The organism is Kordiimonas sp., from assembly GCF_965216265.1.
GTDB lineage: Bacteria > Pseudomonadota > Alphaproteobacteria > Sphingomonadales > Kordiimonadaceae > Kordiimonas.
Map to the genome: position 1 here is coordinate 3,982,957 of NZ_OZ244153.1, position 25,235 is coordinate 4,008,191.

The window sequence follows — 25,235 nt, forward strand, 5'->3', positions numbered from 1 at the left end:
GCCGGGGCTTTTTCTATTGCTGATTTATGCGAGGCGATTAGCCGTTCGGGCCGCGGGTTGGGCCGGAACCAACAGGGGCGGAGCCAGAGAATCGCCCAACGTTACCGAAAATCTGCTGGAAGAAATTGAGGTCACGGCCGCGCGTCGGCGTTTTATCGCCTACAGGGTCAACACTACGCATATGGCTGAGATCAAAGTTTTCAACGTCGGTAACGACACCTTTGTCATTAAAAGCAACAGCCATCACGCGGTGTTCTTTCGGGTCGGGCCAGAAGACAGGGCGTACGCGAACCGTGGTTGACACATAATACCATCTGTTCTCATCAAAGGCCGCGCGAACGGTTGGGGTGCCTAGCGTTGATTCTACCGACTGCCGGTTATCAACGCCTGGCTGGATGGCGTCAGCGAGCTGTTTGTCAAAAACATAGCCGCGGACCATGCGGCCATTACCACAGGCAGAAAGGGCCAAGCCCGCTGCAACGCACAGTAAAACAGGGGTAGAAGTGCGGGCTTTAAATCGTGTCGTCATCGTGTAAACCTACTTTCCGTCGCTTGCGGATCAAAACTTGCCACTGCCTTAATAACCGCCACCATTGCATGGCGCAAGGCTCCGTGTTAGAGCCACGGCGATTTATCAGCTCGGCGCACACCAATAGTGGGCTGTTTTTGCCTTAAAAGCAGATTACGGCGATTTGGAGGACAGGACATGTTTGGGCGTTTGTTCGCAGGTATGGCGAGTAAAAAGATTGCGTATAAACTGTATAGCAAGCTTGTTGAACAGGCACGTCATCCGGCCTTTTATACGGACTTTGAAGTCGAGGATACGCTCGATGGTCGTTTCGACATGATCCTCATGCATATGTTCCTGATTCAGAACCGCCTTGGAAAAGACGGCAGCGAGACAGCAAAACTGCGGCAGCAGTTACAAGAAGCGATGATTGCAGACATGGACCGCTCGCTTCGTGAGATGGGCGTGGGTGACATGGGTATTGGCCGTGAGGTCAAAAAAATGGGTGTTGCCTGGTTTGGGCGCCTAAAGGCATATGGTGCCGCACTTGAGGAAGAAGATGTGCAGGGCGCGCTAACAGAGGCCATTCGGCGCAACCTGTATAAGCGGGAAGAGGCCTCAAAGGCGCCTCATATGGCAGCCTATATGCTGGCTGCCCATGAGGGTTTGCAGGCCTGTGGGCTCAGTGAGATGCAAGAAGTAGTATTTGAATTCCCCGCTCCCGAGGCTAGCTTGGGTGTTTCAGGGACTTGATAGACAGTTCGGAAGGATAAGAACATGAGCAGTAAAATTTCCCTCGGTTTTGTCCTGACTGTGGACGAGGTAGAACGCACAGGCCGAGCCTATAGCTTTGAAGCAAGTGAGGCAGAGCGCGCTACATTAACGGAACGGTTTGATCTCGTCGATATCGCGGGCTTTCGGGCGGATTTTGAGGTCAAGGACCGCGGCGAAGCCCAAGGTATTTTTATATCTGGCACGCTTAGAGCTGCGTTGACCCAGCGCTGTGTGGTGACGCTTGAGCCTGTGGCGGAAGAGCTTGAGACAGAGTTTACCCTGATGCTGGTTGACCCAGAGATGGCTGACCGTATGGACGAAGAAGAAGTTTATCTTGATCCAAACGCACCGGAATATGATGCTCTTGAGGGCAAGGAAATCCCTCTCGGCGAGATCATCGCACAAACACTTTCAATCAATATGGACCCGTATCCAAGAGCTAAAGGTATAGAGCTAAGCCTTGATAATAAAGAGGGAATCTCCGTAAACGAGCCCGAAGAAAAGCGACCGAACCCGTTTGCTGTTCTTGAGAAGCTACGCGACGAATCTTGAAGTAGCTGTTAAATTCGCTATGGTCTGCCCAAGTAGGGTAATTGTGTCAGGTTTGTTACCTGTCACATCTCACGTATAATAAAGACACGGGCCAACGTTTGAGATTGGATAATAATTCGTGGCAAAAGAAGTAACGATCGCAGTCGATGCCATGGGGGGCGACCATGCACCAGACATGGTCATTGAAGGCATCGCGCAGGCGCGCACACTATTTCCAGGAACTCGTTTTCACATTTATGGTGATGAGGCGCGGATAAAACCGCTTCTTGAGGCTCATAAAGAACTGAGCGCAGCCAGTGAAGTGTTCCATACCGATGATGTCGTCACCAGCGACATGAAGCCATCTCAGGCGCTTCGGCGTGGCCGAAATTCGTCCATGGGGCTTGCGTTGCAGGCTGTGAAAGATGGGTCAGCTGATGTTGCAATATCGGCCGGGAACACAGGGGCGCTGATGGCACTTGCCAAGTTTATCCTGCGGACCATGCCGGGTATTGACCGGCCTGCACTAACCTCACCGCTACCAACATTGCGGGGTGAAAGTGTGATGCTTGATCTCGGCGCAAATGTGGAATGCGACGCCAACAACCTTGTGCAGTTTGCAATTATGGGCGCGGCCTACGTCCGTACCGTGCTCGGGCTCTCAAACCCTACAGTCGCGCTCCTGAACGTAGGTGTTGAGGATCTCAAGGGCAAAGACAGTATTCGTGCGGCGGCGGAGGTGCTTCGTGCCTCTGAGCACTTGCCACTCCAGTTCACAGGTTTTGTTGAAGGCAACGATATCGGGGCAGGCGTTGTTGATGTTGTGGTTACAGACGGCTTCACAGGCAATGTGGCGCTCAAGATGGCGGAAGGAACAGCGCGCCTGATGACGGAATTACTTGGTCGTGCGTTCCGGTCCTCTATTTCCACCAAGCTTGGGTATCTCTTGTCCCGGCACGGTTTGCGTTCGCTTCGGGACCATCTTGATCCCAACAACCATAATGGCGGTGTTTTCCTTGGGCTCAATGGGCTGGTGATGAAAAGCCATGGTGGTGCGAATGCGCACGGTTTTGCTTCTGCGGTGACCTCCGCAATCGATATGGCGCAGAATGATCTGATTCGCCTCATCAGCGAAGACCTTGAGCAAATCCCTGCAGATTCAACGGATGCAGAGACCGTCGGCGCGGCATAAATGCTACATTTGTGGTGAAAATGTCTCGTTTTGTGTCAACGAAGGTCTGTAAACCATTCAAAATAAAGGCTAAACGCTTGCTGTTAGATTGACAGCCCGCTTCGCTTCGACTAGCCTTTTTAGCTAGAGCCCCATTCCGACCTCAGGGGCGTACACGCAGCGGAGGCAGATATGAGTGAAAAAACACTTACCCGTGCAGACCTGACAGAAGCGGTTTATGAAGAGGTAGGCCTCTCGCGAAACGAGTCTGCCGACCTCGTTGAAGCCGTTCTCGGTGAGGTTTCTGATTGCCTGGTTGCGGGGGAAAACGTCAAGATTTCCTCTTTTGGCAGCTTTCTGGTGCGCCAGAAAAATGGCCGTATGGGCCGTAACCCAAAAACTGGTGAAGAAGTGCCAATCGACCCGCGCAGGGTTCTTGTCTTCCGCCCAAGCCAAGTGATGAAAGATCACATCAACGCTTGATGTGCAGGAGGGGTAGGGCGTGAGTATGCCAGCAGACGACGGTCAGGATAGACCGCGCGGCGAGAAGGGTCGCGAGGCGTTTCGGACAATTTCTGAAGTTGCGGACGAGCTTGATCTGCCGCAGCACGTTCTGCGCTTTTGGGAAAGCAAGTTTTCACAAATCAAGCCGTTGAAGCGTGGTGGCAACCGCCGATATTATCGGCCGGACGATGTTGTGCTGTTGCGGGCGATCAAGGCTCTACTGCATTCGGATGGTTATACGATCAAAGGTGTGCAGAAGCTTTTCAAGGCGCAGGGGCTACGTTCAACCGTCGCACAAGCATTAGGCCTTGAGGATGACATTGGTGCGACTTCCGCGACCACAACCAGCACTGAGCCAGTACCTGAGCAAAAAAGCGCGGACGACAGCGATAACACAGAGCCAGCCTGTGATATTGGTGCAGAGCAAGAGGTGCTCAAGGAACTGCTTTCAGAGCTGAAAGCTATCCGGGCCCGTTTGAGCTAGAAGCTAATTATCGATTAATCTGAATTTGGATGTATACGATACGCACAGCGCCGGGCGCCGGAGAGGATATGTTCTTCTCGTTCGACCGTTGCTTTGTCTTTCATCAGGTCTTGAAAAAGGCTCAGTTCCTTGTGGCACAGGCCGCTACAGGCTTTTGCTGCTTCGCACACCGGGCAGTGATTCTCCAGTAACAGGAAGTCTCCGTCTCCAGCCTCACGTACCTCCGCCATGTATCCTTCGCGGCTGCGTTCCTTGGCGATTGCTTGCAGCTGCGCTTTGAGCGGTGTTCCGTCACCAATGGCAGCGCGATAGCGTTCGCCTTGTTTCTCTGTCCGGTGCGCGACAAGCTTATCAAGCGCTTCTTTACCCATAAGTGTGCGGATGCTTTCAATAAGGTCGAGAGAGAGCTCGCGATGCGCATCCGGGAAATAGACGTCAGCCTTTTCCGTTAATTCCCAATGTTTTGCCGGGCGCCCACGACCGCTTGGGCTTGTGCAACACACAACAGCACCTTCGTCCTGCAGTTGATACAAATGTTGCCGTACCGCCATAGCTGTCAGATCAAGCGTTTTGGCCAGATCATCAGCACGGGCATGCCCACGTCGTTTCAATTCAGTCAGGATGGTTTCGCGTGTGGTTCCCATTGGTGCTTTCACTTTAAAACTACAATTGCCTTTTTCTAAAGAAATATATTGCATAAATCAAGCTGCATCATATATGACATTTATTAAATAAATTTCTTTAGAAAAAGGAGGCCACGATGAATCGTGAACTCGCATGGATCGAATACAGCGAAATCAGGGCCGAGTTACGCAAGCGAGGAGAAGATAAATGGGTGCGCAAAACGGAAAAATCACTGCCGACGATGAAGGTTTTGTCAATCTGGGTCGCTTTCCGGACCTTAAAGAGAAAGGTCGCGCTGTCATAAAGCATGACGGTCGGCAGATCGCGCTCTTTGAGACGGAATCCGGCCTCTATGCTATCTACAACCGGTGTCCGCATGAGGGCTATCCTCTTGTCGAGGGTAGCCTGAAGAAAAACTGTCAACTCGCCTGCAACTGGCACGGGTGGACGTTTGATTTGAAGTCGGGCAAGGCGATACAGGGCAGGGATGCGGTGAAAACCTACCCCATCGAGCGCCGCGGGGAGAATATCTGGGTAGACCTAACACCCGAGCCTATTGAGGCGCGCCGCCAAAAAGCGTTCCTAGAACTTGATGAAGCAGTCGCGGAGCATGATTATTCCCGCATAGCCCGCTCAATAGCGCGGCTTGACGTGGCGGGTGTGGAGGTGAACGAGCTCGCAAGCTTTATCATCAACTGGAGCCTGCCGAAGTTCGAGCGCGGCATTGGGCACGCTCATGCTGGCCTGGTGGATTGGCTGGATATGACTGATGAGTATCCGGCGGAGCGGCCTGTCGCCCTGCTCGAAGCGCTTGGCCATTTTTCCTACGACGGTATGTATAGTGCGAGGCCAGCGACGGAAGGCGGCAAGGTTAACTGGAACCCGGACCAGCTTGTTGTTGCCATTGAGGCGATGGACCAGCCTCTGGCCCTAGCGCTCGTAAGCGCGGCGTATGGTGCGGAGCTTGGTTTTGATGACCTTAAGCCCTTGTTCCTCAAGGTGGTGTTCAACCACTATGCCGGGTTCGGGCATCCTGCCATTTATATCATGAAGGCTGAGCAGTTGATTGGCCGGTTGGGTGAGGAGGTAAGCAAGACGCTTTCGTTGCAAATAGCACGCTACTTGTGTTTGGCCGCAAGGGAAGACCTCATCCCTGAGTTTCGTGGTTTTTCCGATTATCTCAAACTGGAGCCAGGGCAGGCCCCTGTTCCTGCCGCAGAAAACTTGTCAGGCCAGAGTGTGCGGCATGTCATGGCGCTCACTGCGGCCTCCTCAGCGATCAAGCGGGATACGTGGGACGCACTTGTGGCGGCTTGCGCCCTCAATATGCTGCATTTTGACATCGAGAAGCAGAATGGCGTGCAGCAACCGATAGCAAAGAATATCGGCTGGCTTGATTTTACCCATGCGCTGACCTTCGCGGAAGCGGTGCATCACCACGCATCAGGCGATGAGGCGCTATGGCAATCCGGTTTGATGCAACTCGCATGTTTTGTGGGGCGCAATAAACCGTTCCTCGGGGAAGAAGATATAAAAGTCTGGAAAGTTGATGATCCAGATAAATTCTTGCAGACCCATAAAACCCGTCTCTTCGACATGGATGAGGGGGAGTATATTTTTGCGGTACACAGGTTGAAGATGATCCTTGCGTGCGAAAAGCTTGTTGGTCTCGTGAAAGCAGAGACGGGTGAATTGGTCCTTGCTGCCTTGAACCGATATCTGTCGAGCCCATTGCGAAAACGGCATGCGGCCCGGACCGCGTTTCAGGCATATGAGACCGTGCAACGGGAAGGGTGATTTTTTTGGAAAAAGCTGGTTGCGTGCCAGATATGCCAAGGCTATAGTCCGCGCCACCCAAACCCCTGATGGAACACCATCTTATCATCGGGAAGTAGCGCAGCCTGGTAGCGCATCACACTGGGGGTGTGGGGGTCGCAGGTTCAAATCCTGTCTTCCCGACCATAAAGAGACCGCTGCGTCCATGTGGATGCAGCGGTTTTTCTTTTCCGATCTAGTTGCCCGTAGACACTACTGCTGTCGGTTCCACCATCAGAAGAACCACACCGCCTGGCGCTTTGGGGCAATGCCGTACACCGCGCGGCACGACCACCCCTTCTTGCGGTTTTAGAATTATGGGATCTTGCCCTTCGATCTCTAGCTCGAGTTCACCTTCGAGCACAAAGAAGAATTCGTCTTCATTTTCATGGGCGTGCCAGTGAAATTCGCCCAGGAATACGCTGATGCGTACCGCAGTTTCATTGACGGAGCACAGTGTGCGATTGAAATATGAAGGATCACCGAGTTTCTTGGCGCTGGCGATGGATATTTTGTCCAGCCCTTGATGCAGGGGCTGTCGTACGATGTCGTAATCGTAGTTCATCATAGTTCCTTGTTAGAGTTATTGTTGATGAACCCCTGCAGGGGAATATAGTTAGTCGTTCGCGAATTTCTACATCCGAAACAGCATAACCTTTCTCTCTTGCGATTTTGCTGCACTGCACTAAAGTGCGGCAAACGTTATCGCGCTGCACAAAAAGTGTGATCTGTGTTAGAGGGAGGGAAGGCCACTTGGAACAGGTGTTGTTGCATAGCTTACCGCTTATTGGTGCGGGACTTGTTGCGGGCTTTCTGGCTGGCCTGTTGGGTATTGGTGGCGGTATCGTTACGATCCCGGCGCTCTTTCTTGTCTATGCAGAAATTGATGTGCCACTTGAATGGCGCATGCATGTCGCGATTGCCACGTCTCTCACCATCATTATTGCCACCAACCTTTCAAGCGTTTGGGCGCATAACCGCAAGGGTGGGGTGGATTGGGCGATTGTTAGAGACTGGTGGTGGGCCATTGCGATAGGCGCCATATTGGGTAGCTTTTTTGCCAAAACCCTGAAAACCGTGGAACTGGTTTATTTTTTTGCGACGCTCGCGGCCTTCCTTGCCGCCAAGATGTTACTGCCGCTGGATCGGTGGCGCATTGGCGAGACACTGCCAAACGGTATTTTGCGGTTTTTTGGGCCGGGGCTTATCGGCTTTTTCTCAGCGGTGATGGGTATTGGTGGCGGCAGTTTCTCTGTCCCCTACATGACGCTTTACGGTGTTCCCATTCATCGCGCCGTTGGTACGGCGGCTCTGGCAGGGCTAGTGATCAGTGTTTCTGCCGGTTTCGGGTACCTATTCGGTGGCTGGAATGTTGAGGGCATGCCTGCGGGTTCTGCTGGTTTCATCCACCTGCCGTCTGCTGTGGTTGTGGCCATTGCCGCCGTGATTATGGCGCCAGTTGGTGCTAAAGTGGCCCATCGTTTGCCGAAGCGTCTTTTGAGCATTGCTTTCGGGTTATTTCTTGTTTTGGCGACCGCGCGGCTCGTCACCGCTGTTTGAGTAAAGGGATTAAGATGGCTGATAAACAACTGAACCTTGCCGCAGACTTCCCTCACGCCGATGACGCCCAATGGATGGCATTGGTGGAGAAGGCGCTGGCTGGCAAGCCGTTTGACAAGGTCATGCGTAGCAAAACCTACGACGGCATCGCGATTGAAGCACTATATACTCGCGATAACGCACGTATTGAAGCGCATCCTGCGTCCCGAAATGGCGAGTGGCTTATTACAGCACCGCATTGGAGCGATGATCCTGCGCGGGTGAATGCTGAAATTCTCGAAGACCTCGAGCGCGGTGCGAGCGCATTCGCTGTCCGCATGCAGGCAGGCGCATTCCCGGGTCTTGCGGTTGGCGATTTGGATGCTGCGCTGAGCGGTGTTTACCTAAATATGGCTCGTTTTCAGTTGATGCCTGGCGAGGAGTTCGAAGAGGTGGCGGAAGCCATGTTAGGCCTTATCAAGTCAGATGGGCACGGTGGCACCGAATATAATGGTACTCTCGGCGTGGACCCGCTGGGGACACTTGCCCAAACAGGCAGGCTGAAGGACAAAGCTGAAATTGCGCTTGAGAAAGCTGCAAATATCGCGGCTCGTCTATCTGACACCGCCTACCAAGATATTAAAACCTTTAACGTGGATGCGAGTGTTTATCACATTGCCGGTGCAACAGAAGCGCAAGAACTTGCGATGATGCTGGCGACAGGTGTTTCGTATTTGAGAGCAATGGTGACGGCAGGCATGTCTGTGCAGGCGGCCGCTGCTGCGGTTGAGATGACCCTGGCTGCCGACGCGGATATCTTTATCGGGATCGCGAAATTTCGTGCCGCGCGCAGGCTTTGGGCCCGTGTGGTTGAAAGCTGTGGCGCTGATAGTGGCACGGGCATACGCATCAATGCTGTTACCAGCCTGAGGATGCTGACCATCAAGGACCCGTGGGTGAATGTTCTGCGCGGCACAGCCGCGTGTTTCGCTGCAGGTGTGGGCGGGGCAAACGCGATCACGGTTCTGCCCCATGATACGCTACTGGGTATGAGTGGCCGGTCAGCGCGCCGGATTGCCCGAAATATCCAGATCATCTTATCGGATGAAAGCAGCCTCTCGCGCATGGCAGACCCGGCGGCTGGCTCTTACGCTATTGAATCTTTTACTTCAGAGATATGCGATAAGGCATGGGGTTTATTTCAGAAAATTGAATCTGAAGGTGGCGTATTGCCAGTGTTAAAATCAGGATCGTTCGTGAAAGATATTGAGGCGTCATGGCGCGAGCGTCGCTCGAATATCGCAAAGCGCAAGGACGCTATCACTGGGGTATCTGAGTTCCCTGATGTTAACGAAAAACCCCTTAAGGATGTCGGCCCACAACCCGCACTTCCTTCTCAGATTCCGGCTGCAGGCGAAACACTCGCACCACTGCCGTTTCATCGTTTGGCAGAGGAGTTTGAAGTGTTGCGCCTGAAGAGTGACGCCATGCTGGAAGAAGGCGGCATGCGCCCACGCGTCTTTATCGCGGGCTTGGGAAGCCCCGCCGACTTTACCGCTCGCGCCACATTTGCCAGAAGCTTTTTTGAAGCAGGCGGTATCGAAGCCATCCCGAGTGAGGGATTTGAAGACATGGCGTCATTGAAGGCCGCCTATTCATCAAGTGAGGCACCTTTTGCGGTGATCTGCGGTTCTGACGCTCAGTATGAAAGTTTGGGACTGGAAGCTGCAGAGGCGCTGATTGAGGCTGGCTGTAGCCGTATATATCTGGCCGGTCGGCCGAGCGACCCAACAAAACTGGAGGCCGCAGGAGTAGGTGAAATGATCTATATGGGCTGTGACGTGCTGGACACTCTTACCCGTGCCTATGAGCTTTTGGGAGGCAAGTCATGAGCCGCATCCCTGACTTTACCCAAGTTCCCTTTAAGGCTGTTGCGAATGAGGCCGCCCGTTCGGACAGCGATTGGCTAACGCCCGAAGGCATAAGCCTGAAGCCAAGCTACGACGCAGACGATGTCAAAGACCTCGATTTCCTTGATACCCGGCCGGGTATCGCGCCTTTCCTGAGGGGGCCTTACCCGACGATGTATGTGCAAAGGCCCTGGACGATCCGGCAATATGCAGGTTTTTCAACGGCGGAAGACAGCAACGCCTTTTACCGCCGCAATCTGGCTGCTGGCCAGAAGGGCCTTTCGGTAGCATTCGATCTTGCTACGCACCGGGGTTATGACAGTGACCATCCGCGCGTGGTCGGCGATGTGGGCATGGCAGGGGTGGCGATTGACAGCATTTATGACATGCGCACGCTTTTTAGCGGTATCCCGCTTGATCAGATGTCTGTTTCAATGACCATGAATGGCGCTGTTTTGCCCATTCTTGCGCTCTATGTTGTTGCAGCTGAGGAGCAGGGTGTGAGCCCAGACAAGCTTGCGGGCACAATCCAGAACGACATTCTCAAAGAATTTATGGTGCGGAACACCTATATATTCCCGCCCACGCCTTCCATGCGGATCATTTCCGACATCTTCTCCTATACGTCAGAGAATATGCCTAAGTTCAACTCGATCTCCATCTCCGGCTATCACATGCAGGAAGCGGGTGCGACGGCTGATCTTGAGCTGGCATATACGCTAGCTGATGGTGTGGAATATATCCGGGCTGGCATTGAAGCTGGCATGGACGTGGATGCTTTTGCTCCGCGTCTCAGCTTCTTTTGGGCAATTGGCATGAATTATTTCATGGAAGTGGCCAAAATGCGTGCTGCGCGCATGCTGTGGGCCAAGCTCGTGAAGCAGTTTGAGCCGAAGAATCCCAAATCACTCTCCTTACGTACCCATTGCCAGACCTCAGGCTGGTCACTGACTGCTCAAGATGTATACAATAACATCAGCCGTACGTGCATTGAGGCTTTTGCAGCTGCGCACGGGCACACGCAAAGCTTGCACACGAACGCATTGGACGAAGCGCTTGCGTTGCCGACTGATTTCTCAGCCCGCATTGCCCGGAATACCCAGCTTTTCATTCAGCAGGAAACCGGTTCGAACCGGGTGATCGATCCTTGGGGCGGCAGCTACTATGTAGAAAAACTGACAGCGGAGCTCGCTGCTAAAGCATGGGCGCATATTCAGGAAGTTGAAGCCCAGGGCGGCATGGCGAAGGCCATTGAGGCCGGTATTCCCAAGCTCCGCATCGAGGATGCTGCGGCCCGTACGCAGGCGCGGATCGATAGTGGACGCCAGACGGTTGTGGGCGTCAATAAGTACCAGCTCGATGAGGTTGAGGACATTGATGTCCTGAAGGTGGATAACAGCGCGGTAAGGGCTGCGCAGCTTGATAAGCTGAGGCGCCTGAAAGCCGAGCGAGATAGCGATGACGTGGCGCGGACCCTTGATGCCTTGACGAATGCAGCGGAAAGAGGCGAGGGTAACCTGCTTGCGCTTGCGATTGATGCGGCACGAGCTAAAGCCACTGTTGGTGAGATTACCGACGCGCTTGAGAAAATTTATGGACGCCACAAGGCGGAGATCAGGGCTGTGACAGGCGTTTATAAGGCAGAAGTTGGCAAGAACAACCCGGCGGTGAAACGCGTTCATGCGCTTGTCGATGAGTTCGAAGCTGCAGATGGACGCCGGCCCCGCATCCTTGTCGCAAAAATGGGGCAGGATGGCCATGACCGCGGCCAGAAAGTCATTGCTTCTGCTTTTGCAGACCTCGGCTTCGATGTGGACATCGGCCCGCTGTTTCAAACCCCCGCAGAAGCCGCTAGGCAGGCCGTAGAGAACGATGTGCATATCATCGGCGCCTCCTCACTGGCGGCGGGGCATCTGACGCTTGTACCAGCCCTTAAGGCGGAGCTGAAGGCGCTTGGCCGTGAAGACATCATGATTGTTGCAGGTGGTGTTATCCCGCCACAGGATTATGACGCGCTTTATAAAGCGGGGGCGGAGGCTATCTTCCCGCCCGGGACCGTGATTGCCGACGCGGCTGGTGAGTTGATTGAGAAACTCAACAAGCGGCTCGGTTACGAGCAGGCTGTGGCTTAGGAGGCTTTGTGTCAGGGACGGTCAGGCAGCCAACTGTAGATGAGTTATTTGAGGGCGTGCGCATTTGTGATCGCGCGTTTATTGGCCGTGCGATCACCTTGATCGAAAGCCGTAACCCTGCGCATCAGGAAAAAGCACAGTCGCTGCTGCACAAGCTGCTGCCTTATTCGGGCGAAGCTCAGCGTGTCGGTATTTCCGGTGTGCCGGGCGTGGGCAAATCCACATTCATTGAAAATCTTGGTATGTGGTTGGTTGCAGAGGGCCACCAAGTTGCCGTTCTGGCTGTCGATCCATCAAGCGGCCGCACGGGCGGGTCTATTCTGGGTGATAAAACCCGGATGGAGCAGCTTTCAGCCTCTGAGAAAGCGTTTATTCGGCCAAGCCCAAGCTCAGGTGTTCTTGGTGGTGTGGCGAGGGCCACAAGGGAAACGATAGTCGTGCTTGAGGCCGCGGGTTTTGACACTGTGCTCGTGGAGACTGTGGGCACGGGCCAGTCTGAGACCATGGTGGCCGATATGGTTGATTTCTTCCTGGTTCTGATGCTCCCGGGCGCTGGGGACGAGCTTCAAGGCATCAAGAAGGGTATCCTTGAGCTTGCCGACATGGTGGCGATCAACAAAGCTGATATCTTCGCAGAAAAACTCAAGCAGGCTGTGCGCGAATATAAGTCAGCGCTTCACATCTTGACTGACGCGAGCCCTAGCTGGCATCCGCCTGTTGTTACATGTTCGGGCCTTAAGGGCGAGGGCGTGCCGGAGCTTTGGGGGCGCATTGAGAAGCACAGGCGCATCATGAGCGAGAGCGGGGAACGTGAAGCGCGGCGGCGTGAGCAACGCCTTACGTGGCTTGATGCTCAAATCAGGGACAGACTGTTGTCTGATTTCTACAGTAACCCTGCGGTAAAAACGAGTTTGAGCGGATTGACCAACGCCGTTCGCGCAGGAGAAATGACGGTATCATCCGCCGTTGCGCGTCTTCTAAAAGATTTCCAGAGAGATTAACCCGAGCAAAGCGGCGCGATGCTCAGGTGCGTTTAATGCCTGCCCAGTCATAGAAACTGATGCGTTCGCCGGATTTCTCGCACGCTGGAGAAGCGAGCTCAACAAACAGGGGCGCAATGTCTGCTGGCAGGGGAAGCTTGCTGGCATCTTCGCCGGGCACCGCACGGGCACGCATGTGCGTGGCAATCGGGCCAGGGTCAATCATGTTGACCCTAATGTTTGATATTCTATTTTCAGCAGAATAGGTTAAGGCGAGTTCTTCAAGTGCTGCTTTGGTAACTGCATAGCCGCCCCAGTGAGGTTTGTGTTTACCCGCAGCGCCTGAAGTTACGAAAATGGCGCGCCCGGCATCGGACTGCTTGAGAAGTGGATCCATGGACCTGATCAGCCGCCAATTGGCTGTCACGTTGATGTCCATCAGCTCGGCCCAGTCTTTTACGGTGACGTGTCCGAGTGGAGAGATGGGGCCGAGAACAGCCGCGCTGCCAATCAGGATATCCAATTTCCCCCAACGCTCAAAAATAGCACCGCCAAGCCGGTCGATTGCGTCGCCATCCCTAAGGTCCATCGGCACAAGCGTACAGCTCCGGCCTTTGGCTTTGATAGCATCATCCAGTTCTTCAAGGGCGCCTTGGCTGCGCGCGCGGGCAATGGCGATAATATCAGCACCGGCGTCGGCGAGTGCGAGCGCAACTGCTTTTCCAATACCGCGGGATGCACCGGTGATTAGCGCCCGGCGCCCTTCAAGAATTTTACTCATAGATTAAGCCCCTGTAGACGCGATGAGGTCGAGTTGGTTGTCGTCTTTTTCAGCTTCAGACTGGTCAGTCAACACGGTCGGATAGTCACCGGTAAAGCAGGCGTCGCAGTAGGCCGGGCATTTATTGTCCCGCCCATTGGGCTGGTTTACCGCGTGATACAGGCCGTCAATTGAGAGAAACGCCAGAGAATCTGCGCCGATATGCTCGCGCATGGCGTCAATGTCCATGCGGGCCGCGAGAAGCTTCTTCCGCTCCGGTGTATCAACACCATAAAAGCAGCTATGTGCCGTTGGTGGTGATGCAATGCGCATATGCACCTCAGTGGCCCCGGCCTCCCGCATCATATTCACGATCTTCATGGACGTAGTGCCGCGTACGATACTGTCGTCAACCAGGATGATACGCTTACCCTGAATGTGCCACCGGTTGGCGTTGTGCTTCAGCTTCACTCCAAAGTGGCGAATTTGGTCGCTTGGCTCAATGAACGTACGGCCCACATAGTGGTTACGAATGATGCCGAGCTCAAATGGGATGCCACTTTCCTGCGCGTAACCGATCGCAGCAGGTGTGCCACTATCCGGCACGGGGATCACGAGGTCAGCATCAATCCCGTTTTCGCGGGCCAGTTCCGCACCAATGCGCTTGCGAACTTCATAGACGTTCATGCTGTCCATATAGCTATCCGGGCGCGCGAAATAGACATGCTCAAAGATGCAAGGGCGCGGCTTTTCCTCAGGAAAAGGTTTGTGGCTCGTGATGCCTTCTTCTGTGATAACCACAAGCTCGCCGGGTTCAATATCACGCACATAATCCGCGCCAATGATATCAAGTGCACAGGTTTCCGAGCACATGATATAGGCGTCATCGAGTTTGCCAAGCACGAGCGGGCGAACACCCATCGGGTCTCGCACACCAACAAGGCCTTCTTTGGTGAGTGACACAAGCGAATAGGCACCTTCAATCTGACGGAGCGCATCAATAAAGCGGTCCATCAGTGTGCGGTAGCGGCTCATGGCGATAAGGTGAATAATCACCTCTGAATCTGACGTGCTTTGGAAGATAGAGCCGCGCTGCACCAGCGATTTTCGGAGGTGCGCTGCGTTGGTGAGGTTACCGTTGTGGGCAACGGCAAAACCGCCGGATGAAAACTCTGCGAACAAAGGCTGGCAGTTCCGGAGGACCGTGTCACCTGTTGTTGAGTAGCGTGTGTGGCCGATGGCTGCGTGGCCAGGCAGGCTCTCGATCACTTCTTTGCTGGTAAAGTTATCGGCAACATGGCCAAGAACGCGTTTGGTAGAGAAGTTTTCGCCATCAAAAGCTGTAATGCCGGCGGCTTCTTGGCCGCGGTGCTGCAGGGCGTGTAGCCCGAGCGTACAGTGTGCCGTGGCATCTGGGGTGCCGAAGATGCCAAAAACGCCGCATTCTTCGCGTAATTTGTCGTCATCAAATGGATTGGTGGTGAAATCCGGATGCTCTGTTGTCATTCGTCATTCCTGCATAAACGGGGCGCAAAGGTGATGTTGCCCGCCCCGTATATCGCCTGATGGCCTCGCTGCCTAGGGATAATTCAGAATTACAGAAATATTGCGGTAAAAAGACACAGCTAAGTGGTGTCAGTTTCCGTCATTCTTCTTTTTCTCTTTCGCGAGCTCGCCAACGAGGTCGTCAAGCTGGTCGCGTTGTTCCTCAATATATTTGGCGGCCTGTTCTTCAAGCTTTTCATTGATGAACTGGCTTGGCACAGAATCGGCTGCTTTTTGTAGATAGTCGCTGCCAACCCCGGTGGGGTCTTTGCCCATGGCCTCACCCGCAAAACCTTCGATCATACCGGCTGACCAGGCAACAAGCGGCTTCAGACGCGCCTCCTTGATCCAGTCAGGCTGGCTAGAAGACGGGAAGAGTTTGTCGAAACCGAGATAAATGACGGAAACAATAACAACGCCGCGCAATAGGCCAAACAATGCCCCAAGTGAACGGTCCAGCAGACCGACGGGGCTGTCTTTCACCATGCCGCCAATAAACTCGGCAACCTGTTTGAGCACAAAAAGGGTGACGAAGAAGATAACAGCGAGGGTGATGAGGTCAGCAAGCTCTGGTGGGCTGATAATGTCGCGGCCGTAGGACTTGGCAAGTTCAAACCCGAACACAGTTGCAAGCAAAGCGCCTGCCCAGGCGCCAAAAGACAGGGCCACTGTGGCGAAGCCTCGGCCAAATGCGAACAGTGTCGACAGGCCAATGATGATCAGCACCGCAGCATCAAAGGCTGTTAGCGTATTGCTCGACAAGTTCACTCACGTCACTCCTTAGGCTTTTCAACTTCAGATATGGGGCGTCAATTCGCCAATTATAAGGCAAATCACATATCAAATACTATAGTGGCTTAGGGTAACCCATGGGGGAAAAACTGTGCAACCAGGTCTCCGACACGGGCGATGGTTTGTTGTTTGATTGTTTTGACCGGGTTTTTCTTCACTTTTGGTGTGAGGGCACCAGTAAAGCCAAGTTTTGCAGATTCTTTCAGTCGCGCCTCTGTCTGCGAGACGTTACGCACGTCGCCTGAGAGGCTGATTTCACCAAACACGACGGTTTCATCAGGCACAGGTGTTTGGGAAAGGCTCGAGATCAGCGCAGCTGCAACCGCAAGGTCTGCAGCGGGTTCGGTGATCTTGAGGCCGCCTGCTACATTGAGATAGACATCGCACCCGGCCAGGCCCAGCCCTGCGCGCGCATCTAATACGGCAAGTACCATGGCAAGGCGGCCGCCATCCCAGCCAACGACCGCACGGCGAGGGTTGGCGGCGCTTGAGCGTGCCACAAGGGCCTGAATTTCTACAAGGACGGGGCGGGAACCTTCAATGCCTGCAAAGACTGCAGAACCGGGTTCTCGGGCATTGTGATCCGCGAGGAAAAGCGCAGAAGGGTTTGTGACCTCATTGAGCCCGGCGCCAGTCATCTCAAACACACCAATCTCGTCGGTGCCGCCAAAGCGATTTTTCACGGCGCGCAGAATGCGGAACTGGTGGCCGCGGTCGCCTTCAAAATAAAGCACCGTATCAACCATATGCTCCAAAACACGCGGTCCGGCAATTTGGCCGTCCTTGGTAACGTGACCGACCAACAGCACGATGGTGCCTTTGCGTTTTGCGAAGCTGATGAGTTCGTGCGCGCACACGCGAACCTGACTGACGGTGCCTGGCGCAGATTCAACATGGTCTGCAAATAGCGTCTGGATACTATCAATAACCACAACGCGGGGCGGCTTGCCTTCGTCCAACGTGGTCAGAATATCGCGAAGGCTGGTTTCGCAGCCGAGCTTAAGCGGCGCGCCCTTGAGGCCTAGGCGATTTGCACGCATCTGAATCTGTGCGGTTGCTTCCTCGCCAGAGATATAGACACAGTCTTCGCCCTTGAGGGCCATTTTGCCCATGGCCTGCAAAAGGATGGTAGATTTGCCGATACCCGGGTCACCGCCAATCAGGATTGCGCTCCCGGGTACCAGACCGCCGCCAAGCGCGCGGTCAAACTCCGCAATGCCGGTCAGGAGGCGAGGAGCTTCATCGAGCGGTGTATCGAGCGATACGAAGGAAACGCGGCTGCCTTTTTTGCCAGATAGGCCTTTGGGCACGCCGGAAACAGCTGCTTTCTCCTCTGATAGCGTATTCCAGCCACCACATTCCTCGCACTTGCCTTGCCAGCGAACATAGGCCGCGCCACAGGCGGTGCAAACATATGATGTGAGCTTCTTGGCCATCAGAGTTTCAGTATTTCCATCTCGATCGGGCCTTGTGCACGGCCATTGATGAACTGATCGACATGCTCGTTGCCTGAATGGTCGATTTCATCTTTGGCGCCTTCCCAGATAATCTGCCCGTGATAGAGCATGGCTATCCGGTCTGCGATCTTGCGGGCGCTGGCCATGTCATGAGTGATGGAAAGTGTTGTGGCACCAAGGTCTTGCACACATTCAACGATAAGGTCGTTGATCACATCAGCCATAATGGGGTCTAGGCCCGTGGTTGGCTCGTCAAAAAAGATGATTTCCGGCTCGCTCGCGATAGCGCGGGCAAGGCCAACACGCTTCTGCATACCACCCGAGAGCTCTGCGGGGGATAATAGCCCCACATCCGGCGACAAGCCCACACGGCGCAGTTTCTCGGTCGCGATCTCGCGGGCATCGCGCTTGTTCATGCCTTTACCCTGGATGAGGCCAAAGGCCACATTTTCCCATACTGGCAGGCTATCAAACAACGCGGCACCCTGGAAAAGCATGCCAAATTTGGTCAAAACTTCCTTGCGGGCGCGACCTTTAAGATGCGTGACATTCTTGCCGTCCACGTGAATGGTGCCTGTATCAGGCTCCAACAGGCCCAGAATACATTTGAGCATGACGGATTTCCCGGTGCCTGAGCCGCCGATGATAACAACGGACTGGCCTTTGGTAACCGTGAGATCAATGCCCTTGAGCACTTGTTTGGCACCGAAGCCTTTGTGAACGTCTTCCAACTGAATCATAGGAGAGCCACTCATGCCACACGCCCCCCAAACACGATCACAGTGATGATAAGGTTCGCGAGCAAGATGGTGATGAAGGCGGAGACGACCGCGTTGGTGGTTGCTTTTCCTACGCCCTGTGCGCCGCCTCGGCTATGGTAGCCGTGGTAGCTGCCCATCAGCGCAATGAAAAAGCCGAAAACCGCGGCTTTAACAAGGGATGAGATCACATCTGTCTGTTCCAGAAAGTCTGCTGTCACTTGCAGATAGGTCGCTGCGTTGAGGTCCAGCCTCTCTGTACCAATCAGAAAGCCACCGAGCACACCGATGATATTCGCAATTATCACGAGGATGGGCAGGGTGATCACCGCAGCAACAAGGCGAGGCGCGATGAGGTATTTGAACGGGTCGGTTGAGAGGGTCACCAACGCATCGATCTGCTCTGTCACACGCATGGTCCCAAGCTCGGCCGCCATGGCGCTAGAAACGCGGCCAGCAACCATAAGGCCGCCAAGTACGGGACCAAGCTCACGCACGATTGCGATAACCACAACACCGGGCACCACAGAAGCGGCGTTAAATCGGCTTCCACCCACATAAATTTGCTGCGCGAGCGCGGCGCCTGTGAAAAGTGCCGTGAGGCCAACAACAGGGAGGCTATTGTAGCCGATAAGCCACATCTGTTTGAGGATATGACGCCAATATATGGGCGGCATGGCAAGGCTGTAGATAGCCGTTCCCGCAAAACGGGACAGTTTGCCGATCTCTGCCAGGGCCGACAGAAATATCTGGCCGACTAATGCAAGGGGGTTCCGCACAAATGAATGCCTTTGTTGCCGTTATGTTCTCGTTAGTATTCATTCTATGTAACGCCCCCGAATAGAAATGAAAAGTGGCGATTTGGCGACACCCGATATGAATTGGCTCAAAATGTCCGGTCAGTGGCCCTTAAAGCGGGCTTCACGTTTTTCGATAAACGCCATGACACCTTCGATACAGTCCTCGGAACGCCCGGCTTTTCGCTGCGCTGCGGCCTCTGCGGTTAGTTGTTCGCTATAGCTGCTGTTCTCACTGTCAGCGAGCAGTTTGCGTATGCTAGACAAGGCCATTGTTGGGCCACTTGCCAGACGTTTCCCGAGGGAGAGGGCTTCACTTACGAGTTTGTCGTCATCCACAACGTCATAGACCAAGCCCCACTCCAATGCTTTATCGGCAGGGAGACGTTCACCGAGCATCATCATGGAGCGGGCGCGAGCACTGCCGATCAGGCGAGGCAAGATGTAGGTGCTGCCTGCATCTGGTACCAAGCCGATGTTGACAAAAGCCTGTAGGAAATAAGCGGAACGTGCGGCGAGCACGATATCGGCAGAGATGGCGATGCTCATACCGGCGCCCGCTGCCACGCCGTTTACCGCAGAGATTACCGGCATATCAAGGGCCACGAGCTCAAGGAGGATGGGGTGGTAGGTTTCAATGAGGTTTGCGCCCATATCACGGTCAGCGCTCATGCCACCTTCCGCGAGATCTGCGCCGGAGCAGAAAGCGCGGCCTTCACCGGTGATCATCAGGGCTCTTACGCCGCTGCCTGGTTTGGCAATCTGGCGAATGGCCGCAAGAAGCTCTTGCTTCAACGCTACACTCAGGGCGTTAAGTCGTTCTGGTCGGTTCAGTCGAATGATCGCCAGACCGTCTTCAATTTCCAAGATGAGCGTTTTGAATTCTGACACGTGGTTCCTCCCGCATTTGTCCCATTCCTGATGAACTAGTGCCCAGTGGGGCAGGGACAAGGTGCGCGAGGTGTATCAGTAGATCTTAAGCGATTGGTTCGTCGCTTTTGCTGCGGCTCAGGTCTACAGGGCGCGCAAGAAAGGCTGGCATATGAGGGCCCATGCCCACAAATGGCTTTTTCGGCATGTCGTCAGCTGCAACCTTCGGCTTTGGCGGCGTCAGGTCTACCTTCTCTTGCCGGGGCAGCTTGTTGCCGAGCATTTTCTCAATAGCATCAAGAAACTTCGTATCGTTTTTGCCAGTTGTCGCGATGGTGAAGGCTTTACCTTTACGGCCTGCACGACCAGTACGGCCGATCCGGTGTACATAGTCTTCCGCGTGGCTTGGTACGTCGAAGTTAAACACGTGGCTAACGTCTGCAATGTCCAGACCACGGGCAGCAACATCAGAAGCGCAAAGCAGTTGAAGCTCATTTGCCTTGAACTGGCGCAGAACTTCAAGCCGTTCGCTTTGTTCCATATCACCGTGCAGTTGGCCCACGTTGAAACCGTGACGCGCGAGGGAATTATACACGTCTTTTACGTCAACCTTACGGTTACAGAAGATGATGCCGTTTTTAATAGGCTCTTCTTTCAGCAGCTTACGAAGGGCCACACGTTTTTCGCGGGGGCCAACAAACAGAACTTTTTGCTCGATGGTCTGCGCTGCGGAAGAGGGCTTTGCCACCTCGATCACGCGGGGGTCATCAAGGAACTGCTTGGTAAGGCGTTCAATTGGTGGCGGCATGGTCGCGGAGAAGAAAAGCGTCTGGTGATTTTTTGTGATGCGTTCACAAATCTTTTCAACATCCGGGATGAAGCCCATGTCGAGCATACGGTCGGCTTCATCAACAACGAGGATATCGATGCCGGTGAGCAGCAGCTTGCCGCGCTCGAAATGGTCAAGCAGCCGGCCAGGTGTTGCGATCAGCACGTCAACACCGCGATCCAGCAGCTTTTCCTGATCGGCAAAGTTTACGCCGCCAATGAGAAGCGCCATGGTGAGCTTGTGCCCTTTGCCATATTTCTCAAAGCTTTCGGAAACTTGAGCTGCAAGCTCGCGCGTTGGCTCGAGGATCAGACAGCGCGGCATACGAGCCCGAGCGCGGCCTTCAGAAAGGATATCGATGAGCGGCAGGGTAAAGGAAGCCGTTTTGCCCGTACCTGTCTGGGCGATGCCAAGCACGTCCCGCCCCATCAAAACCTGCGGAATTGCTTGTGCCTGAATGGGTGTTGGCTCTGTATAGCCAGCCTCATTCACGGCTTTCATTGTTGGTTCACTCAGTCCTAAAAGGTCGAAACCCATTCGCATCCTGCCAATTTATAAGCTACAAATTCGGGCGCAGCATAGGTGCACAGGGCGCAATGTCAATGCGGGATACGGCTTCATGGCTTTTAATACTGATGCAATTCTCTTACTACCGGCACTTTTATGTGACAGTCGGCTATATAAAAGCGTGATCAATCACTTCGCGGAAGGCGTTGAAGTATCAGTGGCGGATACCCAGGCAGATGATAATCTCGCGGATATGGCCGCCCGCGCAATCGAGAATATGCCGGACCGGTTTGCTATCGTTGGTAATTCATTGGGAGGGTATCTTGCCCTTGAAATTGCCACTCGTGTGCCGCACCGCATAAGCCACCTGGCGCTCATCGGCACCAATGCGCATGCTGATAGCACTGAGGCGCGGAAGAAACGCATGCAAGCGATCAAACTTGCTGACCGCGGTAAATTTACAGCCTTTGTTGATGGATATGTTGAAAGCGCCTTGAGCGAGAATAACCGGATGAGGCATGCACCGTTAGTGCGTGAAATGGCGCGGGATTTAGGCGCCGATGTGCTGGTCAGGCAGCAGCGGGCTATCATGGAACGGACCAGCCGTGAAGCCAGCCTATGTGACATCGCGGTACCGTCGCTGGTGATGTTCGGGCGGGAGGACACCTTGGCGGATCACGCGCATCAGCAGGAAATGGCTAAGCGTCTACCGAACTGCAGGTATGTTGAAGTGCCAAAGTGTGGTCATCTGGTACCGCTTGAGGCACCCGCAATGCTTACTACTGCTCTGGCCGCCCTTATAAGCGCCTAAATATCAAGCTCATCGACCGCAGGGGCGTTGTCGCGAATAAATTCAAAGCGCTTTTCAGGCTTCTTGCCCATCAGGTCGTCAACAAGCTGGTTCACGATGGCTCTGTCGCCATACTCTGAAGGCAGGGTGACGCGCAGTAGTGTGCGGTTCTTATGCGCCATGGTGGTCTCTTTGAGCTGGCCGGGTGGCATCTCACCAAGGCCCTTAAACCGGCTGATCTCAATCTTGCCTTTGCCTGCGAACTCGGTGGCCATCAACTCGTCTTTATGGGCGTCATCCCGCGCGTAAATTACCTTGCCACCTTTTGCGATGCGGTAAAGTGGGGGCAGCGCCAGATAAAGCCTGCCGTCTTTCACAAGTTGCGGCATCTCCTGGAAGAAAAAGGTCATGAGGAGGGTGGCAATATGGGCGCCGTCGACGTCAGCATCGGTCATGATGATGACTTTCTCGTAACGGAGCGACGCCCCGTCATACCCGTCTCTTGTACCGCAACCAAGAGCCTGCGTCAGGTCACGAATTTCCTGATTGGCTGCGATCTTGTCTCGTGTAGCGGAGGCAACGTTGAGGATTTTGCCGCGGATCGGGAGCACCGCTTGTGTTTTTCTGTCCCGCGCCTGTTTGGCTGAACCTCCAGCGGAATCGCCCTCCACGATATAAATTTCAGTGCCTTCGGGGGACGCGCTTGAGCAATCCGTCAACTTGCCAGGCAGACGTAGTTTGCGCTTGCCTACAGCTGTTGCACGTTTGATCTCGCGTTCCTGTTTGCGGCGCAGGCGGTCTTCCAGGCGCTCCAGCGCCCAGGTGAGCAGGCTGTTGGCACGGTCAGGGTGATCAGCGAGCCAATGGTCAAATGCATCACGGATGGCATTCTCAGTGAGCCTGAAAGCATCAAGTGTCGAAAGCTTGTCCTTGGTCTGCCCCTGGAACTGAGGGTCACGAATAAATACAGACAGCATCGTGCAAGATGAGCCATGGATGTCATCGCCGGTAAGCTGGGTGGCTTTTTTGTTGTTCGTGAGTTCAGCATAAGCTTTCAGGCCGCGTACAAGGGCGCTGCGCATACCATTCTCATGAGTGCCACCTTGGGGTGTTGGAATGGTGTTACAGTAGCTGTTTGAAAAGCCGTCCCCAAATTCTGGCCAGTGTATTGCCCATTCAACACGGCCGGCATCATCCGGAAACTTCACAAAACCGCTGAAAGGTGCCTCGGTTACGCAGGTACGTTTCTTCACCGTATCAGCGAGGAAATCTGCGAGCCCACCGGGGAAGTGCAGTGTTGCTTCTGCCGGGGTGTCATCGTCCTCGGCAATCAGGCTTGGCGCACAACGGAAGCGGATTTCAACACCACGGAATAGATACGCTTTAGAACGCGCCATGCGGTAAAGCCGCGCGGGTTTCAGCTTCAGCTTAGTGCCAAAAATTTCATGGTCCGGCAGGAAGCTAACCTGCGTGCCGCGGCGGTTGTTCACCGCACCCATATCTTCAATGTTGCTGGTTGTCTTGCCGCGAGCATAGCTTTGGCGCCAAAGCTGTTTGTCTCGCGCTACTTCAACGGTCATCCATTCACTGAGCGCGTTGACCACAGAAATACCCACACCGTGCAACCCGCCAGAGGTTGCGTAGGCGTCTGAACTAAACTTGCCGCCAGAGTGCAGGGTGGTCATGATCACTTCAAGGGCGGATTTCTCAGGGTATTTTGGGTGAGGGTCGATCGGGATACCACGGCCGTTATCGGAGACTGACACGGAACCGTCGTCATGCATGGATACAATGATCCGACTCGCGTGACCTGCAACCGCCTCATCCATTGAGTTATCGAGAATTTCGGCAACAAGATGGTGAATTGCGCGTTCGTCCGTACCGCCAATATACATGCCTGGTCGTTGCCTGACCGGCTCAAGTCCTTCAAGGACCTCAATATCTTTGGCTGAATAGTCAGATTTTGTTTGTGTAACTTCGAACAGATCGCTCATAACCCACCCCGGTAAACGCGTTATATTGAGGGGGTAAACCAAGGGCGCCCCGCCGTCAAGCGTAACAATATATAGGGGTATCTATGTTGTGCGAAAGAAAATATAGTGTGTGTTCTCGTAAAATTCACATAGAATTCACAGGCGGTTTAAAACTTCGTTAAGGGGTTGTTTGTAGCCTTGAATGTCTCGGCAACTCATTGGAGATCACAAATGCAAAAAGGTAGCTCGGTTGGATTACTCAAGCGCCTTTTCCGGGGCGAGGGCACAACAAGCATCGTGCCAGGTGTTGTAGTGGGTGCTCGGTATTCAGATCGTCATCATATGACTTCTGTCTGGGTTGTTGAGCGGATCAGCAGCATTGGTGCAAGCACCTACCCGCTGGTGAGCTTGGCTCGTGAAGGGCGACCTGATCTCAAGAAAACGGTCTCTCTTGCCGTGATTGAGGAAGGCGAGGACTATCGTCCGGCGGTCTAGGCTCGGGTGATACGGTGCCCGTTGTAAGGGCTTTGTTTTCATTAAAGTTTGTAGTGGGTGTCGGCAGGCTTAATCGAACAGCTTGTCGATATCTTCCTGTGTTTGCGCACTTTCTTCCGGATGCTCTTCAATCACTTCAACAGCGTCTTCAAGCTTGCCGTGAATGACCTGATTAAGTTTCATCAAAAGGGCTTGGATAGCCTCCACGCGCATGCGGATCAGTTCCTGCGCTTTGGGAGTGAAGCCACGTTCCGCCACGTTTACTGCGGCCATCCCCGCAAGTGTGGACTGGATAAGTTGGTCCAGGTCTGCGCAGATTTTCTCAAATACCGAACGAATTTCCATGGGCGCGAGGTTGTAAGCCTGCACGGCGAGCTCTTTTGCTTGAAAGCCACTATCCAGAAAGTGTTGATTATAGCTTTTAGGGGCCCATTCGGCAGCATCTTCCGCAAGCTCAGGCATGTCCGGAACCATCTCAAGAAGCATCACTATCTCATTGAAATGATTGAGATAGTCCGTCGCGAGGAAAGTATCCGGGTTAATGTTGGCACTGGCGAGGCGCGGTTGGATGGCTGCCTGTTCAGTTGAGTACTCGATGTGCATTACGGTGCAATCCCGTCCTGAAGGTTTTGCGGTAACATAGGTCGTGCTTACAACACCACTTATAAGATCGACTGTATAGTTGACGGG

Annotated in this window: 25 protein-coding genes and 1 tRNA gene; 13 read left to right on the forward strand and 13 right to left on the reverse strand. The window is 54.0% G+C overall.

All coding sequences use genetic code 11. The features are described 5' to 3' along the window. Positions 1-37: 37 nt before the first annotated feature. Entirely contained in the window at positions 38-529 is a 492-nt protein-coding gene (locus ACOOGA_RS18480) for an outer membrane protein assembly factor BamE (RefSeq protein WP_417461790.1), read from the reverse strand. 177 nt (positions 530-706) lie between these two features. On the opposite strand from ACOOGA_RS18480, the gene ACOOGA_RS18485 reads away from it, so the two are divergent. The 5 genes from ACOOGA_RS18485 to ACOOGA_RS18505 all read left to right on the forward strand — a co-directional run bounded on the left by ACOOGA_RS18485 (position 707) and on the right by ACOOGA_RS18505 (position 3,972). Beyond that, on the forward strand, positions 707-1,261 hold the full coding sequence (locus tag ACOOGA_RS18485) for a ubiquinol-cytochrome C chaperone family protein (RefSeq protein ID WP_417461789.1): 555 nt from the start codon (positions 707-709) through the stop codon (positions 1,259-1,261). 24 nt (positions 1,262-1,285) lie between these two features. Beyond that, positions 1,286-1,834 (forward strand): YceD family protein, encoded by a 549-nt coding sequence (locus ACOOGA_RS18490; RefSeq protein WP_417461788.1) that lies wholly within the window; start codon positions 1,286-1,288, stop codon positions 1,832-1,834. A gap of 118 nt (positions 1,835-1,952) precedes the next feature. Next, the gene (plsX, locus tag ACOOGA_RS18495; RefSeq protein WP_417461786.1) at positions 1,953-3,005 is read left to right on the forward strand and encodes a phosphate acyltransferase PlsX; all 1,053 of its coding nucleotides are present in this window, start codon (positions 1,953-1,955) and stop codon (positions 3,003-3,005) included. Between the two features lie 171 nt (positions 3,006-3,176). Next, on the forward strand, positions 3,177-3,467 hold the full coding sequence (locus tag ACOOGA_RS18500) for an integration host factor subunit alpha (RefSeq protein WP_417457216.1): 291 nt from the start codon (positions 3,177-3,179) through the stop codon (positions 3,465-3,467). A 25-nt stretch (positions 3,468-3,492) separates the two neighbouring features. Then, positions 3,493-3,972 carry a MerR family transcriptional regulator gene (locus ACOOGA_RS18505; RefSeq protein WP_417462112.1) on the forward strand — a complete coding sequence of 160 codons (480 nt, stop codon included), beginning with the start codon at positions 3,493-3,495 and terminating at the stop codon, positions 3,970-3,972. A 14-nt stretch (positions 3,973-3,986) separates the two neighbouring features. Here the strand turns inward: ACOOGA_RS18505 and ACOOGA_RS18510 are convergent, their stop codons facing one another. Beyond that, entirely contained in the window at positions 3,987-4,616 is a 630-nt protein-coding gene (locus ACOOGA_RS18510) for a helix-turn-helix transcriptional regulator (protein WP_417461785.1), read from the reverse strand. 187 nt (positions 4,617-4,803) lie between these two features. Here ACOOGA_RS18510 and ACOOGA_RS18515 point away from each other — a divergent pair, with 187 nt between their 5' ends. Both ACOOGA_RS18515 and ACOOGA_RS18520 read left to right on the forward strand, forming a co-directional pair. Then, positions 4,804-6,393: a Rieske (2Fe-2S) protein gene (locus ACOOGA_RS18515; RefSeq protein WP_417461784.1), complete on the forward strand. Its 1,590-nt coding sequence runs from the start codon at positions 4,804-4,806 to the stop codon at positions 6,391-6,393. Between the two features lie 88 nt (positions 6,394-6,481). Beyond that, positions 6,482-6,558, forward strand: a tRNA-Pro gene (locus tag ACOOGA_RS18520). A gap of 49 nt (positions 6,559-6,607) precedes the next feature. Here the strand turns inward: ACOOGA_RS18520 and ACOOGA_RS18525 are convergent. After that, positions 6,608-6,979, reverse strand: coding sequence for a cupin domain-containing protein (locus ACOOGA_RS18525; protein WP_420429192.1), 372 nt, complete (start codon positions 6,977-6,979; stop codon positions 6,608-6,610). Between the two features lie 194 nt (positions 6,980-7,173). Here ACOOGA_RS18525 and ACOOGA_RS18530 point away from each other — a divergent pair, with 194 nt between their 5' ends. Genes ACOOGA_RS18530 through meaB form a run of 4 tightly spaced genes read left to right on the forward strand, consistent with a single transcriptional unit; the run spans position 7,174 to position 12,993 of the window. Next, a complete protein-coding gene (locus ACOOGA_RS18530; protein WP_417462111.1) occupies positions 7,174-7,971 on the forward strand; it encodes a sulfite exporter TauE/SafE family protein in 798 nt (265 codons plus the stop codon). 14 nt (positions 7,972-7,985) lie between these two features. Continuing rightward, complete coding sequence (locus ACOOGA_RS18535; RefSeq protein WP_417461782.1) at positions 7,986-9,842, forward strand: methylmalonyl-CoA mutase family protein; 1,857 nt, start codon at positions 7,986-7,988, stop codon at positions 9,840-9,842. Then, positions 9,839-11,992: a methylmalonyl-CoA mutase gene (scpA, locus tag ACOOGA_RS18540; protein WP_417461781.1), complete on the forward strand. Its 2,154-nt coding sequence runs from the start codon at positions 9,839-9,841 to the stop codon at positions 11,990-11,992. The genes ACOOGA_RS18535 and scpA overlap by 4 nt, the downstream gene beginning before the upstream one ends. An 8-nt stretch (positions 11,993-12,000) precedes the next feature. Then, positions 12,001-12,993 carry a methylmalonyl Co-A mutase-associated GTPase MeaB gene (gene meaB / locus ACOOGA_RS18545; protein ID WP_417461780.1) on the forward strand — a complete coding sequence of 331 codons (993 nt, stop codon included), beginning with the start codon at positions 12,001-12,003 and terminating at the stop codon, positions 12,991-12,993. A 22-nt stretch (positions 12,994-13,015) separates the two neighbouring features. Here the strand turns inward: meaB and ACOOGA_RS18550 are convergent, their stop codons facing one another. The 8 genes from ACOOGA_RS18550 to ACOOGA_RS18585 form a co-directional block, all read right to left on the reverse strand. Then, entirely contained in the window at positions 13,016-13,753 is a 738-nt protein-coding gene (locus ACOOGA_RS18550; RefSeq protein ID WP_417461779.1) for an SDR family NAD(P)-dependent oxidoreductase, read from the reverse strand. 3 nt (positions 13,754-13,756) lie between these two features. Further along, complete coding sequence (purF, locus tag ACOOGA_RS18555; protein WP_417461778.1) at positions 13,757-15,238, reverse strand: amidophosphoribosyltransferase; 1,482 nt, start codon at positions 15,236-15,238, stop codon at positions 13,757-13,759. Positions 15,239-15,367: 129 nt separating this feature from the next. Beyond that, entirely contained in the window at positions 15,368-16,045 is a 678-nt protein-coding gene (locus ACOOGA_RS18560) for a CvpA family protein (protein WP_417461777.1), read from the reverse strand. Positions 16,046-16,134: 89 nt separating this feature from the next. Continuing rightward, positions 16,135-17,505, reverse strand: a complete 1,371-nt coding sequence (gene radA / locus ACOOGA_RS18565; protein ID WP_417461776.1) for a DNA repair protein RadA — start codon at positions 17,503-17,505, stop codon at positions 16,135-16,137. Further along, complete coding sequence (locus ACOOGA_RS18570; RefSeq protein ID WP_417461775.1) at positions 17,505-18,281, reverse strand: ABC transporter ATP-binding protein; 777 nt, start codon at positions 18,279-18,281, stop codon at positions 17,505-17,507. Before ACOOGA_RS18570 ends, radA begins: the two co-directional genes overlap by 1 nt. After that, the gene (locus tag ACOOGA_RS18575) at positions 18,278-19,063 is read right to left on the reverse strand and encodes an MlaE family ABC transporter permease (RefSeq protein WP_417461774.1); all 786 of its coding nucleotides are present in this window, start codon (positions 19,061-19,063) and stop codon (positions 18,278-18,280) included. Before ACOOGA_RS18575 ends, ACOOGA_RS18570 begins: the two co-directional genes overlap by 4 nt. 120 nt (positions 19,064-19,183) lie before the next feature. Beyond that, the gene (locus ACOOGA_RS18580) at positions 19,184-19,972 is read right to left on the reverse strand and encodes an enoyl-CoA hydratase-related protein (RefSeq protein WP_417461773.1); all 789 of its coding nucleotides are present in this window, start codon (positions 19,970-19,972) and stop codon (positions 19,184-19,186) included. Between the two features lie 85 nt (positions 19,973-20,057). Then, complete coding sequence (locus ACOOGA_RS18585; protein WP_417461772.1) at positions 20,058-21,317, reverse strand: DEAD/DEAH box helicase; 1,260 nt, start codon at positions 21,315-21,317, stop codon at positions 20,058-20,060. An 82-nt stretch (positions 21,318-21,399) separates the two neighbouring features. Between ACOOGA_RS18585 and ACOOGA_RS18590 the strand changes: the two genes are divergently transcribed. Continuing rightward, positions 21,400-22,098 (forward strand): alpha/beta fold hydrolase, encoded by a 699-nt coding sequence (locus ACOOGA_RS18590; protein WP_417461771.1) that lies wholly within the window; start codon positions 21,400-21,402, stop codon positions 22,096-22,098. On the opposite strand, the gene parE is transcribed toward ACOOGA_RS18590, so the two are convergent. After that, positions 22,095-24,071 carry a DNA topoisomerase IV subunit B gene (gene parE / locus ACOOGA_RS18595; RefSeq protein ID WP_417461770.1) on the reverse strand — a complete coding sequence of 659 codons (1,977 nt, stop codon included), beginning with the start codon at positions 24,069-24,071 and terminating at the stop codon, positions 22,095-22,097. The two genes, ACOOGA_RS18590 and parE, sit on opposite strands and share 4 nt — an antisense overlap. A 210-nt stretch (positions 24,072-24,281) precedes the next feature. On the opposite strand from parE, the gene ACOOGA_RS18600 reads away from it, so the two are divergent. Beyond that, a complete protein-coding gene (locus ACOOGA_RS18600) occupies positions 24,282-24,545 on the forward strand; it encodes a hypothetical protein (RefSeq protein WP_417461769.1) in 264 nt (87 codons plus the stop codon). Between the two features lie 69 nt (positions 24,546-24,614). Here the strand turns inward: ACOOGA_RS18600 and ACOOGA_RS18605 are convergent, their stop codons facing one another. Further along, positions 24,615-25,148: a hypothetical protein gene (locus ACOOGA_RS18605; protein WP_417461768.1), complete on the reverse strand. Its 534-nt coding sequence runs from the start codon at positions 25,146-25,148 to the stop codon at positions 24,615-24,617. Between the last annotated feature and the right edge of the window lie 87 nt (positions 25,149-25,235).